The 15,943-nt window shown below is 69.8% G+C and carries 15 protein-coding genes; 6 read left to right on the forward strand and 9 right to left on the reverse strand.

Going from position 1 to position 15,943, the window contains the following annotated elements:
• Positions 1-31: 31 nt before the first annotated feature.
• Positions 32-1,471 carry an MFS transporter gene (locus IE173_RS00760; RefSeq protein ID WP_229841783.1) on the forward strand — a complete coding sequence of 480 codons (1,440 nt, stop codon included), beginning with the start codon at positions 32-34 and terminating at the stop codon, positions 1,469-1,471.
• A gap of 139 nt (positions 1,472-1,610) precedes the next feature.
• Here IE173_RS00760 and IE173_RS00765 read toward each other — a convergent pair whose 3' ends face one another.
• The 3 genes from IE173_RS00765 to IE173_RS00775 are packed head-to-tail and all read right to left on the reverse strand — an operon-like array spanning position 1,611 to position 4,520.
• The gene (locus IE173_RS00765) at positions 1,611-2,675 is read right to left on the reverse strand and encodes a P-loop NTPase (protein WP_191281486.1); all 1,065 of its coding nucleotides are present in this window, start codon (positions 2,673-2,675) and stop codon (positions 1,611-1,613) included.
• Positions 2,672-3,220: a DUF1003 domain-containing protein gene (locus IE173_RS00770; RefSeq protein WP_191281487.1), complete on the reverse strand. Its 549-nt coding sequence runs from the start codon at positions 3,218-3,220 to the stop codon at positions 2,672-2,674. Before IE173_RS00770 ends, IE173_RS00765 begins: the two co-directional genes overlap by 4 nt.
• Entirely contained in the window at positions 3,192-4,520 is a 1,329-nt protein-coding gene (locus IE173_RS00775; RefSeq protein WP_191281488.1) for a magnesium transporter MgtE N-terminal domain-containing protein, read from the reverse strand. The genes IE173_RS00770 and IE173_RS00775 overlap by 29 nt, the downstream gene beginning before the upstream one ends.
• A 64-nt stretch (positions 4,521-4,584) precedes the next feature.
• On the opposite strand from IE173_RS00775, the gene IE173_RS00780 reads away from it, so the two are divergent.
• Entirely contained in the window at positions 4,585-5,082 is a 498-nt protein-coding gene (locus tag IE173_RS00780) for a YflT domain-containing protein (protein WP_191281489.1), read from the forward strand.
• Here IE173_RS00780 and IE173_RS00785 read toward each other — a convergent pair.
• Both IE173_RS00785 and IE173_RS00790 read right to left on the reverse strand, forming a co-directional pair.
• Positions 5,079-6,557 (reverse strand): aminopeptidase P family protein, encoded by a 1,479-nt coding sequence (locus IE173_RS00785; protein ID WP_191281490.1) that lies wholly within the window; start codon positions 6,555-6,557, stop codon positions 5,079-5,081. The two genes, IE173_RS00780 and IE173_RS00785, sit on opposite strands and share 4 nt — an antisense overlap.
• Before the next feature lie 32 nt (positions 6,558-6,589).
• On the reverse strand, positions 6,590-7,606 hold the full coding sequence (locus IE173_RS00790; RefSeq protein ID WP_191281491.1) for an endonuclease/exonuclease/phosphatase family protein: 1,017 nt from the start codon (positions 7,604-7,606) through the stop codon (positions 6,590-6,592).
• A gap of 25 nt (positions 7,607-7,631) precedes the next feature.
• On the opposite strand from IE173_RS00790, the gene IE173_RS00795 reads away from it, so the two are divergent.
• The gene (locus IE173_RS00795) at positions 7,632-8,504 is read left to right on the forward strand and encodes a PHP domain-containing protein (protein WP_229841784.1); all 873 of its coding nucleotides are present in this window, start codon (positions 7,632-7,634) and stop codon (positions 8,502-8,504) included.
• A gap of 9 nt (positions 8,505-8,513) precedes the next feature.
• Here the strand turns inward: IE173_RS00795 and IE173_RS00800 are convergent, their stop codons facing one another.
• Positions 8,514-9,086 (reverse strand): hypothetical protein, encoded by a 573-nt coding sequence (locus IE173_RS00800; RefSeq protein ID WP_191281493.1) that lies wholly within the window; start codon positions 9,084-9,086, stop codon positions 8,514-8,516.
• 78 nt (positions 9,087-9,164) lie between these two features.
• Between IE173_RS00800 and IE173_RS00805 the strand changes: the two genes are divergently transcribed.
• Together IE173_RS00805 and IE173_RS00810 are read left to right on the forward strand one after the other, a co-directional pair.
• Positions 9,165-9,929: a lysophospholipid acyltransferase family protein gene (locus tag IE173_RS00805; protein WP_191281494.1), complete on the forward strand. Its 765-nt coding sequence runs from the start codon at positions 9,165-9,167 to the stop codon at positions 9,927-9,929.
• Positions 9,930-10,040: 111 nt separating this feature from the next.
• Positions 10,041-11,402: an HNH endonuclease signature motif containing protein gene (locus tag IE173_RS00810; RefSeq protein ID WP_191281495.1), complete on the forward strand. Its 1,362-nt coding sequence runs from the start codon at positions 10,041-10,043 to the stop codon at positions 11,400-11,402.
• Between the two features lie 345 nt (positions 11,403-11,747).
• On the opposite strand, the gene IE173_RS00815 is transcribed toward IE173_RS00810, so the two are convergent.
• Together IE173_RS00815 and IE173_RS00820 are read right to left on the reverse strand one after the other, a co-directional pair.
• Complete coding sequence (locus IE173_RS00815; RefSeq protein ID WP_191281496.1) at positions 11,748-13,178, reverse strand: Fic family protein; 1,431 nt, start codon at positions 13,176-13,178, stop codon at positions 11,748-11,750.
• A gap of 200 nt (positions 13,179-13,378) precedes the next feature.
• Complete coding sequence (locus IE173_RS00820; protein ID WP_191281497.1) at positions 13,379-14,806, reverse strand: DEAD/DEAH box helicase; 1,428 nt, start codon at positions 14,804-14,806, stop codon at positions 13,379-13,381.
• 148 nt (positions 14,807-14,954) lie between these two features.
• Between IE173_RS00820 and IE173_RS00825 the strand changes: the two genes are divergently transcribed.
• On the forward strand, positions 14,955-15,599 hold the full coding sequence (locus IE173_RS00825; RefSeq protein ID WP_229841785.1) for a ferritin-like fold-containing protein: 645 nt from the start codon (positions 14,955-14,957) through the stop codon (positions 15,597-15,599).
• A gap of 31 nt (positions 15,600-15,630) precedes the next feature.
• On the opposite strand, the gene IE173_RS00830 is transcribed toward IE173_RS00825, so the two are convergent.
• Positions 15,631-15,927, reverse strand: a complete 297-nt coding sequence (locus IE173_RS00830; protein WP_191281498.1) for a hypothetical protein — start codon at positions 15,925-15,927, stop codon at positions 15,631-15,633.
• Positions 15,928-15,943: the final 16 nt, after the last annotated feature.

Raw genomic sequence — 15,943 nt, forward strand, 5'->3', positions numbered from 1 at the left:
CCTACCCCCGAGCAACACATAGGATCGCGAAGTGACCACTACGGCGCCCCGTCGCACCCGCGAGCTGCGTGCCGGTGTCACGGCCCGGTACGCGACGGGTGAATTCGTCACGAGTGGTTTCGCGGCGCTGCCGGGTCTGGTGCTCGTCTACTACCTGACCGACTCCCTCGCGGTGCCCGCACTTCTCGCCGGCGCGGTCGTGACGTTCGCGAAGATCTGGGACATCATCATCGACCCGATCGTCGGGGCGTACAGCGACCGCGAGTTCGCGGCCCGGGGTTCCCGGCGCCGGCTGATGCTGCTCGGCGCGGTGGTGCTGCCGGTGTTCTTCGTGGTCACGTTCGCCGTGCCGACCGGTACCGCACCGCTGCTCGCCGCCGGGTGGGTGTTCGTCGCCTTCCTGCTCGCCGCGACGGGGTTCTCGTTCTTCCAGGTGCCGTACAACGTGCTGCCCGCCGAACTCGTATCGGGCTACGACGCGCGCACCCGCCTGCTGTCGGCCCGGGTCGTCGTGCTGACAGCCGCGATCCTGCTCTACGGGGGCGGTGGCCCCGCGCTGCGGCAAGTCGGGGTCGAACTGTTCGGTACCGACTTCGGCGGTTACCTGTTCATGGCGATCGGGGCCGCGGCGATCTTCGTCGTCGCGATTCTCGTCACGTCATCGGTGGAGAAGGCCGCCCGCGGCGAGATCGCCACACCGCCGAAACCGGCATCCCGGGTCTTCTCGGAGATCGCCCCGCCACGCGACTCGATCGCCGTTCAGGCCCGCCGGGGGATCGCGATGCTGCGGTCGTCGAGGCCGTTCCGCACCCTTCTGGCGACCTTCTTCACGCAGGCGCTCGCGGCGGGCGGGATGCTCGCCGGCACGCAGTACGTCGCTACCTGGGTGCTCGGCGACGACGAAGCCGTGACGCTGCTCTTCGTCGCCCTCATCCTCCCGGCGATCATCGCCGCACCGCTCTGGGGAGTCGTCGCCCGCCGCATCGGCAAGGAGCGCTCCTACCTCATCGCGACGTCCATCTTCTTCGTCGCCGCGCTGTCGCTCACCGGATTGCTGCTCGTACCCGGCTATTGGATCGTCGTGCCGATCGGCCTCGTCGGCGTCGCGTACGCCGGCATCCAGGCGCTGCCGCTGTCGATGCTGCCCGACGTCATCGCCCACGACGCCCGCACCAACGGCCCGGGCCGCGGCGGCTCGTTCAGCGGCATGTGGACGGCCGGCGAGACGACCGGCCTCGCGTTCGGCACGACGATCCTCGCCGTCATCCTCGCGATCTCCGGATACCTGGAGTCGACGGCCGCGACCGCCGTCGAGGCGCAGCCGAACTCGGCGATCTTCGGCATCGTGATGTCGTTCAGCATCGTGCCCGCGACGCTGATGGCCCTGTCGTTCATCCCGCTGCTGCGCTACCCGCTGCGCAAGAAGGACATCGACCTGCCGACGCCCGCGCCCGCCGCGCCGTCGGTCTGACGCGTGCCGCGCGGCCTCTTGAGCGACTAATCCGCCAATTCCGCGCGTCCCCGGCGACTAATCCGTCGCAGATGTGACGGATTAGTCGGGGCGAGGTCGGGTCGAGGTCAGGGCGAGGTCGGGTCGGGTCGAGGCCGGGTCACCGCGGCGCGAGCGGCAGCTTCCGGGACGTGAGGTCGCGTCCCCGGGCGGCGAGCGTGTCGGCGAGGGCCAGGATGGCGGCCGCGGCCGGGTCGGTCGGCGCGGCGAGCACGACGGGGGCGCCCGCATCCCCGCCCTCACGCAGCGGCACGGAGAGCGGGATGCGCGCGAGCACCGGCACACCCAATCGGGCGGCGACGGCATCCCCGCCGCCCGAGCCGAACAGCTCGCCCGTCATGTTCTCGACGACACCGACCACCGTCTGACCGGTCTGCCGGGCGACGAGCCCTGAGCGCTCGGCGACATCGGCCGCGGCGGGCTGCGGGGTGGTGACGACGACCACCGAGGCGTGCGGCAGCAACTGCCCGATCGAGATGGCGACGTCGCCGGTGCCGGGCGGGAGGTCGAGCAGCAGCACGTCGAGGTCGCCGAACCAGACGTCGGTGAGGAACTGCTGGATCGTGCGGTGCAGCAGCGGCCCCCGCCACGACACCGCGGTCGAGGCGTCGACGAACATGCCGATCGAGATCACGGCGACGCCGTGGGCCGACGGCGGCATCATGAGGTCGCCGACCTTCGTCGGGCGAGCCTCCGGTCCCAAGCCCAGGATTCCGGGGATCGAGAAGCCGAAGACATCCGCGTCGACGAGCCCGACCTTGAGCCCGCGCGCGGCGAGGGCGACCGCGAGGTTGGCGGTGAGCGTCGACTTGCCGACTCCGCCCTTTCCGCTCGTGATCGCGTAGATCTGGGTCAGGGTGTCGGGGCCGAACTGGGTGGTGCGGGTGCCGCGCAGCCGCGCGACGAGGGCCTCCCGCTCCGGCACGGTCATCACGCCGACCGTCAAGTCGAGGGTCGCGATGCCGGCGACGCCGAGGACGGCGGCGCGCACATCCCGTTCGATCGTGTCGGCGGCGGGGCAGCCGACGATCGTCAGCACCAGCTCGACGGTCGCGACGTCGCCCGACACCGAGACGGCGCGCACCATGTCGAGTTCGGTGATCGGGCGGCGGATCTCGGGGTCGAGAACCCGGCCGAGAGCCGCGCGGACGGCCTCGGCCGTCATTTCGCGGCGCCTGCTTTGCCCGGCGCCTCGCCGTCGTCGGCTTCGAGCTCCTCGAGCAGGGCGCGCAGTTCGGCGCGGATGAAGTCCTTCGTGGCGACGTCCTTCATCGCGAGCCGCAGGGCGACGACCTCGCGCGCGAGGTATTCGGTGTCGGCGAGGTTGCGTTCGGCGCGCTGCCGATCCTGCTCGATCTGCACGCGGTCGCGGTCATCCTGCCGGTTCTGCGCGAGCAGGATGAGCGGTGCGGCATACGACGCCTGCAGCGACAGGATGAGGGTGAGCAGCGTGAAGTTGGTCAGCCGCGGGTCGAACTGCAGATGCTCGGGGGCGAGGGTGTTGAAGAGCAGCCAGGCGACGACGAACACCGACATCGCGATGAGGAACCACGAGGTGCCCATGGCGCGGGCGAACGACTCCGAGAAGCGGCCCATGCGGTCGCGGCCCGACGGGCGGAAGGTGCCGAACGGAGACGCGAAACTGCCGCGGGCACCCTTCGGGAGGTCGAGCCGGTGGTCGTTACGTGCCTGACGTGGTGTGCGGGCCATGCGGCGTCCTCCTTCCGGTCTGGCTGCGAGTCGGGATGGATGCGGTGCCCGTGCCTACGGGCTCGGGATCCTCGCTGGTACTTCGCCAGTCGTCCGGCAGCAGGTAGTCGAGGACGTCGTCGATGGTCACCACCCCGACGAGTCGGTGCTGCTCGTCCACGACGGGCAACTGCACGAGGTCGTACGAGGCGAGCCGACGTGAGACTTCGGCGGCGCTCGTGTGCGGCTTCACGGGTTCCAGGCTGGTGTCGAGCAGCGTGCCGAGCCGTTCGTGCGGCGGGTAGCGCAGCATCCGCTGGAAGTGCACCATGCCGAGGAACCGCCCGGTCGGCGGCTCGTAGGGGGGCAGGGTCACGCAGACCGCGGCGCCGAGGGCGGGCGCGAGTTCGTGACGGCGGATGAGGGCGAGCCCCTCCGCGACGGTCGCGTCGGCCGACACGATGATCGGCTCGGTCGTCATCAGGCCGCCCGCGGTGTCGGGACCGTAGGCGAGCAGGAAGCGCACGTCGTCGGCCTCTTCGGGCTCCATGAGCTCCAGCAGAGCCTCGCCGCGCTCGGTCGAGAGTTGCGCGATCAGGTCGGCGGCGTCGTCGGGCTCCATCTGGTCGAGCACGTCGGCGGCGCGTTCGTCGTCGAGCTGGCTGATCAGGTCGACCTGCTCCTGCTCGGGCATCTCTTCGAGGGCATCCGCGAGCCGGTCGTCGGGCAGCTCTTCGGCGACTTCGAGCCGACGACCCTCGGGCAGATCGAGCAGGGTGCTCGCGAGGTCGGCGGGCAGCAGGTCGGAGTAGGTCGCGACCAGCTGTTCGGCCGACTGCGACTCACCGGGAGCGTTGTTCTCGCGCACCTGATCCCAGGTGGCGAACGTCGTCGCGCCCTTCGAGAAGGGGGATGCCGTGCGCGGCCGCCGCAGGAAGAGGTCGCCGACCTCCCACTCGCCGGGCGCGGTCTCCTCGATCGCGACGTCTTCGATGGTCGCGTCACCCGAGCCGTCGCGCAGGGCGACCTTGCGCCCGAGCAATTCGGCGATCACCCGCACCTCGCCGCCGCGTTGCTCGAACCGGCGCAGGTTGATGAGCCCGGTGGTGATGATCTGACCCGAGCCGATGCTCGTGACCCGCCCGATGTTGAGGAACACCCGGCGCTTGCCGGGTACCTCGACGATCAGCCCGACCACCCGCGGCGCCCGCGTCGTGCGATAGACGACCACGACATCCCGAGCTTTGCCGACTTTGTCGCCCGCGGGGTCGAAGACGGAGCACCCGGCCAACCGGGCGACGAAGACCCGCGTCGCGCTCACGGTTGAAAGGGTATCCCTAGCAGCTTGGGGAACAGACGTAGGCGTGACCTGAGATACTTTCCGCGTGAGCAACCCAGGAGCATTCGGCCGCAGCGGCGGCCCCTTCCAGCAGCGCGTGCCGAAGGGCGACGTGCTCGGAACCTACGAGACCTACGCCGAAGCCCAGGCCGTCGTCGACCGTCTGGCGAAGGGCGACTTCACCGTCGCCGACCTGTCGATCATCGGCAACGACCTGAAGACGGTGGAGCGGGTCACCCGCAAGCTGTCGTGGAACCGCGCCGCACTCGAGGGCGCCCTGAGCGGGGCCTGGTTCGGCCTCTTCGTCGGCGTGCTGCTGTCGTTCTTCTCGCCGACGATCAACTGGGGCCTGTTCCTCGCCGCGCTGCTCATCGGTGCGGTGGCGGGCATGTTCTTCCGCCTCATCTCCTACGGCATCGCCCGCCGCAGCCGCGACTTCGACTCGCAGACGCAGGTGCTGGCGTCGAACTATCAGGTTCTCGTCGCGGGGGAGCACCTCGCGAAGGCGCAGGACGTGCTCTCCCGCCCCGCGCCGACCGACTAAGGCAGCAGCGACCGCATCCAGGCTTCGACGGCGTCCGCGGTGCGCGGGATGTCGCCGGAGAGCAGCTCGCAGCCGTCCTCGGTCACCACGATGTTGTCTTCGATGCGCACGCCGATGCCGCGGAACTCCTCGGGCACGGTGAGGTCGTCGACCTGGAAGTAGAGCCCCGGCTCGATCGTGAACACCATCCCCGGTTCGACCACGCCGTCGAGGTAGAGCTCGCGGCGGGCCTTCGCGCAGTCGTGCACGTCGAGGCCGAGGTGGTGCGAGGTGCCGTGGATCATGTACCGGCGGTGCCACTGGCCGGTGTCGAGTGACTCCTCGGCGGTGCCGGGCAGCAGCCCCCACTCGGCGGTCTTCTCGGCGATCACGCGCATCGCCTCGGCGTGCACCTCGCGGAACCGGATGCCGGGCTTCACGATCGCGCGGGCGGCATCGGCAGCTTCGAGCACGGCGTCGTAGACGCGCCGCTGGATGTCGCTGAAGGTGCCGTTCACCGGAAGGGTGCGGGTGATGTCTGCGGTGTAGAGGCTGTCGAGTTCGACGCCCGCGTCGACCAGCAGCAGGTCGCCCGGCACGACGGGGCCGTCGTTGCGGGTCCAGTGCAGGTAGCAGGCGTGCGGGCCGCTCGCGGCGATCGTGTCGTAGCCGACGGTGTTGCCGTCGATGCGAGCTCGTCGGTTGAAGGTGCCCTCGACGACGCGCTCGCCCCGCTCGGTCGAGATCGCGGCGGGCAGGCCTTTGATGATCTCGTCGAAGCCGCGCTTCGTCGCGGCGATCGCGGCGCGCATCTCGCCCTGTTCCCAGTCGTCCTTCACGAACCGCAGCTCGCTGAGGTCGCTGGCGAACGTGATGTCGGCTTCGTCGTCGACCGAGTCGGCGTCGACTGCCGTCAGAAGTCGGCGGCCGTCGATCTGGTCGGTGAGCCCGGCGTCGGCGTCGCGCACGACGAGGGTGTCGGCATCCACGGAATCCAGCACGGTCTCGAGGTCGGCGAGGTCGCGGGTGGGGAGCGCCAGGTCGGCGGCGACGTGTTCGAGCGACGGGCGCGGTCCGGTCCAGAACTCGCCGATCGCGGCGTTCGCGTAGAACTCGGTGGTCTCCCGTCCCGCGGCGGCGAGGAAGTAGAGGGTGGCGTCGTGGCCCTCCGCGGTCGGCTCGAACACCAGCACCGAGTCGGGCACGGCATCCGAGCCCCAGCCGGTGAGGTAGGCGAAGGCCGAGTGCGCCCGGTACGGGTGGTCGGTGTCGTTGGACCGCACGCGGGCCGGGCCGGCTGGCACGATGAGGCGCTTGCCCGGATACTGCGCCGAGATCCGCAGTCGGCGGGCGGCCGCATAGGGGGCGGCGACGCGCGGCGACGGCGTCAGGTCGGGGCGCTCGGCCCAGTCCGACGAGATGTAGCTGCGGAACTCGGTCGTCGTCGGCAGGGCGGACCGGTTGGCGGTGACTCGGGGCGTTGACGTGTCGGCCATGCCCCCATCTTCTCCCGAGCGGCCGGTGCGCGTCAGCCCGCGGGCCGCAACTGCGCGACGACCGGGCGGTGGTCGCTGTGCCCGTCGTGCGACGCGATCACCCGGAAGCCCACGAAATCCCAGTTCTCGGTCGCCATCACATGGTCGATCGGGGCGCCCAGCAGCGTGGGCACCTGGGTCGGCCAGCTGCCCACCGCGGCGTTGCCGGTCAGGCGGGCGCCGTCGCGGCATCCCCCGAGTCCGCCGCTGGCGTCGGATGCCGCATCGAGCCCCGTGTAGTGGTCGAGCGTCGAGTTGAGATCGCCGGCCAGGATGACGTTGTCGCCCGCGCAGCGCGCCGCGAGCCAGTCGAGGCCCTGGCGCCACTCCGCCATCTCGCCGGGGACGGGAGCGACCGGATGCGCGCCGACGATCGTCGGGCCGGTGCCGTCGACGGGAACCGCGAGCACCGACGGCAGGGTGTCGGTGCCGCCGCGGCTGTCGTCGCGGGCGTACTCGCCGAGCTGGTAGGAGATGAGCACCATCGTCGACCGGGCCTTCGAGACCTGGTCGTACGACAGCGGGATGAGCTGCATCCCGATGCCCGCGGCGCCGACCTGGCTCTGCACCAGGGCCGCGTACTCCTGACTGGTCTCGGGCAGCACCACGATGTCGGCATCCTCCGCGACGATCAGGTCGACGGTGGTCTGCACGCTCGGGGTGTCGCCGAGGGTGTTCCAGGCGAGCACGGTGACGTCGCCGGGTGCCTTCGTCTCGAACGCGAGGTCACCCGCCCCGCGCGTCGCGAGCACCGCGAACTGCACGCCGGCGAAGAGCAGCAACAGCAGGGCGACGGCCCCGGCGAACCGGCGCCCGCCCACCCACAGCAGGGCGATGAGCGTGAACAGCACGGCGCACAGCAGCGCGACGGCGGCCAGCATCCCGCGCATCGTCGTCACCTGCACCACGCCGGCCTCGCGCTGGATGCCGACGAGCTGCGGCCAGGCGGCGAGCAGCAGCGCCGCCCCGAGCAGGACGATGACGGCGGCGGAGAGGACACGGCGGAACATGGCCCGTCGAGCCTACGATGGCGAGGTGTCGCTGCATCCGTCCGACCCGCAGGCGTTGATCGACTTGCATGCGCACAGCAGTGTCTCCGACGGCACCGAGTCGCCGGCCGACCTCGTCGCCGCCGGAGTTGCGGCCGGGCTGGACGTGCTGGCGATCACCGACCACGACTCGACGGCGGGCTGGGTGCCCGCGTTCGAGGCGGCGCAGGGCACCGGCATCACGATCCTGCCCGGCATGGAGGTCTCGACCCAGCTCGACGGGGCGAGCGTGCACCTGCTCGCCTACCTGGTCGACCCCGCGCATCCCGGCCTGCTCGCCGAGACCGAGCACATCCGCGCCGAACGCCTGCACCGCGCCGAGGCGATGGTGCAACGCATCGCCGTCGACTACGCCCTCGAGTGGGACGACGTGCTCGCCCAGGCCCAGCCCGGATCGACGATCGGCCGCCCGCACATCGCCGACGCCCTCGTGCACCGCGGCCACGTGCCGGATCGCAGCGCGGCGTTTCAGAGCATCCTGCACTGGCGGGGCGGCTACTACCGCCCGCACCTCGCCCCCAAGCCGCTGACCGGCGTCGAGCTGATCGTCGCCGCCGGCGGGGTGCCGGTGCTCGCGCACCCCGGCGGGCGCGGGCCCGATCGGGTGTTCAGCGAGAAGCGCATCACACAGATGGTGGATGCCGGCCTCGCCGGGGTCGAGATCGGTCACCGTGACAACCCGCCCGCCTCCCGCGAGCGGTGGGCCGACGTCGCCGAGCGCTACGGGTTGATCGTCACCGGCTCGAGCGATTACCACGGCCTCGGCAAGCCCAACGTGCTCGCCGAGAACACCACGACCCCCGAGAACTACGCTCGCATCGTCGAACTCGGCACCGGGTCGAACCCGTTCGTCGGCTGAGGCTCGCAGTTACCGCGTGAAGTTGCCGACGAGCGGCGCGCCGGAACCCTGCAACGACAGGGATGTCGCCGAGCAGGCGACCGCGATCGTGTCGCCGCTCTCGGGGTCGAAGAACGGGGCGGCGGGCGGCGCGGCCGGATCCGTCTCGCCTCCTGGCTCCACCGTCCACGCCCAGTTCTCGAGCGTCAGGTCGCCGTCGGCGTCGTTGGTGGCATCCCAGAACCAGTCGGCGCCGCCGGCGCTCTGCGTCGTCGTCGCGATCGACTGCCCCATGACGACGGCGGATGTCGTGAGGTCGGTCGCGATGTTCAGGTAGCCGTCGGCGGTGAAGGTGAGCTTCTGCTGACCCGAGATGTCGAGATCCTCGAGCGGGATCCCGATCCCGAGCAGGTACTCGGAGCTCTGCGCCGTGTAGTCGGTCAGATCGAGGTACCAGTCACCCACCAGGCACGACGTCTCGCCCGTCTCGCCGTCGACGGGCGGGTCGGCGTCGGGGTCGGCCGAACCGCCGGGGGCGGTGCACCCCGCGAGCACGACGACGACGGCGGCGGCCGCCAGGGTGAGGGAGATCGTGGTGCGCATGGGAACGTCCTTCCGCGTCGGGTCTACGCTCCCACGACGTGCCGAGCCGCGTCCACGGTTGACGGCCTACCCTGAATCATGCGGCGTTATCGCAATGAGCCCATCTACACCGGTGCGATCGGCGTCGGTCGCCTGCTGTTCGGAGTGCTGCGGGTCAAACTCCGGGTCGCAGGTCGCGAGAACCTCCCCACCGAAGGCGGTGCCGTCATCGCGGTGACGCACTTCGGATACCTGGAGTTCGCGATCGTCGAGTGGGTCACCTGGCTCGCCAACCGCCGCCGCATCCGCTTCATGGCGAAGAAGGGGGCGTTCAAGGGCTGGCCGCTCGGAGCGCTCATGCGCAACATGAAGCACATCCCGGTCGACCGGGCCGCAGGGGCCGGGGCGTACGACGAGGCCGTCGAGGCACTTCGTCGGGGCGAACTCGTCGGGGTGTTCCCCGAGGGCACGGTGAGTCGAAGCTTCGAGGTGCAGCCGCTCAAGGCCGGCGCCGTGCGACTTGCCCAGGCGGCCGGTGTGCCGCTGATCCCGGTCGCCGTCTGGGGGGCGCAGCGCATCCTCACGAAGGGGGCGAAGGGCAAGGTGCGCGACCGCGTGGCCGTGCCCGTGTACGTGAAGATCGGTGCGCCGGTGCAGGTCGCGGCGGATGCCGACATCCATGACGCGTCGGATGCCCTGCGCCTCACCCTGCAGAAGCTCACCGACGAACTGCAAGACATCTACCCGGTCGACGGCACCGGTCAGTGGTGGCAGCCGGTGCGGCGGGGCGGTACGGCCCCGAGCGTCGACGAGGTCGCGCACGAGCAGCGCGGGTCGCGCCGCCCGGAGGATCCCGAGGAGTAGGCGGCCGGGCATCGCGTCCTCCACAGGCTCTGCGGGGGCCGGTTCTCCACAGGAAAACATGCCTCTGATCAGGGATAAGGCAATGTCGGTGGGTGGTGTCAGAGTGTTCTCATGACGGAAGCCCCCGAGCTGGATGCGGTGATCGAGCTGCTGCGCGACGCCGTGCATTCGGATGCGCGGGGGCTGACCGATGACGAGTCCTGCGAGCGGGCGGCGCTGGTCGAGAAGGCCGGGCGGCTGATCGACGCGCTGCGGGTGCAGAGCGCCGCCGACCTCGCGCGGCGGTCCCGCCCGGAGCTCGGTGAGCAGGGGCTCGCCCGGCGCCACGGGTGCCGAACCGCGGCGCAGCTTCTGGAACGCATCACCCGGGTTTCCGGCCGGGAGGCGGCCCGGCGGGCGCAACTCGGGTCGGTGCTGGCGCCACGGTGCGCGCTCGACGGTTCACCGCTACCCGCGCAGTTCGCGATCGCCGGCGCGGCGGTCGAGGCCGGAGAGATCGGCACGGATGCCGCCTGGGCGATCACCCGGGCGCTCGGCCAGGCGGCAGCGAAGGCGTCGCCCCTCGACCTCGAGGCTGCGGAAGAGAGTCTTGTCACCGCGGCCCACTCGGATTCCGCGGATCTCGTCGCGGTACAGGCCCGGTTGTGGCGGGAGGCCCTCGACCCCGACGGCGCCGAGCCGCGGGAAGAAGAGCTGCGGGCCCGACGGGAGCTGCGCCTCGGTCGCGAGGTCGACGGCATGACCCCCTTCCACGGCTGGGCCGATCCGACCTCTGCCGCCCTCATGCGCGCGGCAGTGAGCGAGCGCACCTCCCCGTACCGGCAGCCGCGATTCGTCCACGAGGGCGATCCCGACGTGGACTGCGAAGGGCTGGGCGTCTTCGGCGAAGACCGCCGCACCCGCCCGCAGAAGACGTTCGACGCGTTCATCGGGCTGCTGCAGGCGGGCATCCGTGCTGACGCGCAGGCAACCGGGTCTCTGCATTCGGTCGCGACGGTCAACGTCGTGGTGTCGCTCGACCATCTCGTCTCCGGGGTCGGTCACGCCTTCCTCGACGACGTCGACGAGGCGATCTCGGCCGCCAGGGCCCAAGAGATCGCGTGCGACGCCGGATACCGCCTGCACATCACGGGCCGCAATGGCGAACCGCTCTTTCAGGGCGATCGCAGGCGCTTCTTCACTGCCGCCCAGCGAAGATCCCTGGCCGTCCGAGACGGCGGCTGCGTCTGGCCCCAGTGCACGTCGCCCCCGTCCTGGACTCACGCCCACCACGTGATCCCGGTCTCGGAGGGCGGCCCCACCGATGTCGACAACGGCACCCTGCTCTGTCCGTACCATCACCACCTGCTGCATCGAGGTGAGTACCGGATGCGGATGAATCAGGGACTACCCGAACTTCTCGCTCCGCGATGGATCGATCCGGATCAGGTTTGGCGTGCGGCGGGCCGAAGTAGGTTGCGCGCGACCGCGTGATCCGGTTGGCGGGACTATCTTCTGCTGGCAGTTCGGTAGTGCGAACCGAGCACTGCGTCGTGCGCTCGTCGGGCGGTGACAAGTCCCGCACTGGGTGAACCTGCACCAGGTTCGAGTTCGTGGGGCGCCACCACGGCAGGTACTCGGCCGATCTTCGTGCCTTGGCGAACCTACCTGCCTGCGAACGGATCGGGCTCGCAATGATGTCGGGCCGAACTCGTTGAACTCGCGACCTCCCTGGGAGTGGGCGGGTTAGCGCGCGACCATATGCGGCGTGGCGACGACCGATGTCCCGAGCGTGCGCGTCGAGCGCTGAGCGAGGACAGACGTCGTGCCGCAAACGCGTCAAACCCCGTAGCCGGTGCTCCGCAACGACTCCGCGGACTGGGCGGCGACATCCGACAGCATCGCCGACAGCTCAGTCGCTGCTACTCGACTTGCCCGGTGGCGCAGCGACTCGGAAATGTTCGGCGTCACATCATGCACGAACGCTTCCAACACGACCTCTCCGTCGCGAACGATCGACAAATCTGGCCCGGCGACCCCAGGTCGGGTCACCATTGGAAGATAAAGGCGACGCGACGTCGCCGAGCCAGGCGCAGCACTCGCGATCTGGACGTCGAGGAAGGTCGGCGCTTGAACGACCTTGCGCATTCCCTCGGGTGGGGTCGCTCCCGGGTCACCTTGGGTGACTTGGTTTCGAGTCGAGAGGGGAGGAGTGACCAGCGCTTCGGTCACGTGTTCGCCGAATGCGACTCGCAGCGCCTCAAGCAGGTACGAGGCCAGAGCATCCAGCTCAGCGTGCGGCAGCCCGGCACGACCCGTCTGGAGTATGGCGAGCTGCTCTAGCTGCTTCGCCACCGAAGGCGCTGCCGCCGCCCGGATATCCTGCCGTGCCGATGCGAGACTGTCGATCAGGCGGAACTTGACGAAGTCGATGAACTTCGCGTAGTCGCCCCTGTCCGCAGCCTCAAGGCTGTCCAGATAAGCCGCCTTCTGGTCGGCGTAGATCACCAGGGGAACACCGGGGCGTCGGTAAAGGTAGACCGAAGCGAGGGCACGTGACACGCGCCCGTTCCCGTCAGCGAACGGATGGACACACACGAACGCGTAGTGAGCGTACGACGCCTGAAGGACGGGATGCGCCGCCTCGAACCTAGGGGAGCGGAGCTCGTCCACAAGTCGTGCCATTTCCGGGGCGGTGTCAACAACGGGCGCATAGCTGTGGATCACGTTCGTATTGAGATGGATCGGGTTGTTCGGCTCTGTCTTGTAGACGCCTTTGGGCAGATCTCTCTGCGCGGACCCGTGCTCGGTGACGACGGTGTAAGTCTCCTGGGATCGGCAGATGGTTGCGTGGAGGTCGCGAATCCATACCTCAGTCAGATAGTCCTTGCGCGTCGCGGCGTTCAGTACGAATTCGTAGGCGTTCAAAGCGTCTTCGATGGCCCGGGCCGCAGTAGCCCCTTTCACCGCGCGGATATCCGCGAACGCAGCCCCCGCAGCCACCGAGTACGTGAACCCGCGGTCGGTCTCGAAGATGCCTTCCAGCGCCCCAGTGTCGACCGCCGCCGAACGGGTCGCCTGAGTCACAACCTCGTCGAACACGGAGGAATCGGCTGTGGCGCGCGCCTCTTCCAATTGCAGCTCGAACCGCTCGAAGATCGAGGCGTCGAACGGCGCGGCGACCCACTCCTTGAAAGTTGGAAACGCCTTGTAGGGGGCGACTACTGGTTCTTCCCTCGCGCCTGAGTCCCCTTCGGTTGTTTCACTCACCCGCACAGTGTTGCATCCGCTCGCGCGTCGCAGTGGTCCGGCGGGGTGCGTACTCAAGACTCGCCGCGAATCGCGCTCTTGCTCTGCCCGCATTGCCACAGGCCGTGCGCGTGGTCAGCGAAGTCGCTTGTGCCCGAGCCGGGCACTGAAGATGCGTCTGAGCAGGTCGAACCCGAGCGTCGGGTGAACCGGATGGCCCGTCAAGCCGCAGGCGGGGTGGCGGTACCGCCACCCGAACCGCTGCGACGACGACGGGTGCGCTTGCGCGGGGTACCGCTGCCGCCGTCGTGCGTGCCGCCGCCCTCTTGACGCGGAGCCGACGTGGCGCCGGAACCGCCGCTTGAGCCGCCCCGCGAACGGGAACGCTGCCGCGGCGGTCGGTCGCCCGAGCCCGACTCGCCCGACGAGGTGCGGGGTTCGCGCTCGACGTGCGGGGCCGCGGGGGTCATCTTGAGCCGGCCCTTCGCTCCTGCCGGGATGTCGAGCTCCTCGAAGAGGTGCGGCGACGACGAGTAGGTCTCGGTCGGCTCGGGGATGCCCATCTCGAGCGCGCGGTTGATGAGCGCCCACTTGTGCATGTCGGCCCAGTCGACGAAGGTCACCGCGATGCCGGTCTTGCCGGCGCGGCCGGTGCGGCCCGCGCGGTGCAGGTAGGTCTTCTCGTCTTCGGGGATGGTGTGGTTGATGACGTGCGTCACGTCGTCGACGTCGATGCCGCGCGCCGCGACATCCGTGGCGATCAGCACCTCCTTCTTGCCGGCCTTGAACGCCGCCATGGAACGCTCGCGCGCCTCCTGGCTCATGTCGCCGTGCACGGCGGCGGTGCTGAAGCCGCGGTCGCTCAGCTCTTCGACGAGCTTCTGGGCGGCGCGCTTGGTGCGGGTGAAGATGACGGTCTTGCCGCGACCCTCGGCCTGCAGGATGCGGGCGACGATCTCGTCCTTGTCGAGCGAATGGGCACGGTAGACGACGTGCTTGATGTTGGCCTGCGTGAGCCCCTCGTCGGGGTCGGTCGCGCGGATGTGGATCGGCCGGTTCATGAACCGGCGGGCGAGCGCGACCACGGGGCCGGGCATCGTCGCCGAGAACAGCATCGTGTGCCGGTCGGCGGGCGTCTGGGCGAACAGCTTCTCGACGTCGGGCAGGAAGCCGAGGTCGAGCATCTTGTCGGCCTCGTCGAGCACCATGACCTTGACGTTCGCGAACGACAGCAGACGCTGCCCGGCGAGGTCGAGGAGGCGCCCCGGGGTGCCGACGACGATCTGCGCGCCGGCCTTGAGCTGCTCGACCTGGCCCTCGTAGGCCTTGCCGCCGTAGATCGCGACGATCTTCGTGGGGCGCTTCGAGGCGGCGAGCTCGAGGTCTTCGGCCACCTGCACGCACAGCTCGCGGGTCGGCACGACGACGAGCGCCTGAACGCCCGGCGCCGGGTCGGGCCCGAGCTGCTGGATGAGCGGCAGACCGAATCCGAAGGTCTTGCCGGTGCCGGTCTTGGCCTGGCCGATGATGTCCTGCCGGCCGAGGCCGAGCGGGATCGTCTGGGTCTGGATGGCGAAGGGCTCGATGATGCCCTTCTCGGCGAGGGCGTCGACGAGGTCTTGCTCGACCCCGAGATCACTGAAAGTCAAAAGGAACTACCTGTCTGTCGTCGGTGCCTTCCGTCGCACCCGGGATCGGTCGATCCTTGAGGACAGTAGGCTGGTTTACGTGTTGGGCTGGCTGCGTCGGAGACGGATTCGCGCCCGAGGTGTGACCCGGCCGGTCCGATCGGAGGCCGTGGAGGCCACACGCGTCGAACTCGCCGAACTCGCCCCCGATGCGCAAGCCTACCTGGGTCAGCTCGCGTATCTGACGCTCGTGCTGTTCGAGAACCTCGGACGGGGTGCCGCCGTCGCCCCGACGGTGTCGGGAAAGAGCCGCCTGGGGCGGGTCGCCGCCGAGGTTCTGGAGATCCACGAAGCGGTGCTCGCCGAGCTCGAGTCGCGTCGCATCGACCCGACGGAGGCGATGGAGCCCTACCGCGCCGTGCTCGACGACTTCCAACGTCGCACCGAGGGCGACGACTGGCACGAGATCCTCATCACCTGCTACCTGACGTCGGGATTCCTGCTCGATTTCTTCGCCGGACTCGCCGCCGGGCTGCCGGGCGGCCTCTCCGATCGCATCTCCGCGCTGCTGTCCGACGACGATGCCGAAGACCTGCTCGTCGAAGAGCTGCGCGAGTCGATCGACGGCAACCCGCGGCTGGCATCCCGGCTCGCGATGTGGGGCCGCCGCCTGGTCGGCGACACGATGCTCGTCGCCCGCTCGGCCCTGCGTCTCGAAGACCGCGCCGACGGCGAGGAGCGCATCGAGCCGATCTTCACCGAACTGATCGCCGCGCACACCCGACGGATGGATGCCCTCGGCCTCACCGCCTGAAGCGGCCCAGATGTGGCGTTGAGAGGCGTTGTTACGCCTTGCCGCCCGACAGCACGTGCAGTTCGCGGGCGTCAGCGGCGTGGCGGCGTCGGCTCAACACGAGTGCGACGACGAGCGACGCCACCGTTGCACCTCCGAGAGACGCGAGCCAGATCCATCCGCCGTCGGCCTTCCAGCCCAGCCAGGTGAGACCCGCCCACGCGGCGACGGTGACGGCCGCGGCGAGCGCCGGAAGCAGGGCGACGCCGTAGACCTCGCGGCCCGGAAGCAGGTAACGCAGCAGCAGCCCGATCCCGGCTCCGACGACGGTGACGTAGACGATTTCCATGGCTGTCTCCGGCGGG

Source organism: Pseudolysinimonas yzui (assembly GCF_014653215.1).
GTDB classification, from domain to species: Bacteria; Actinomycetota; Actinomycetes; order Actinomycetales; family Microbacteriaceae; genus Pseudolysinimonas_A; species Pseudolysinimonas_A yzui.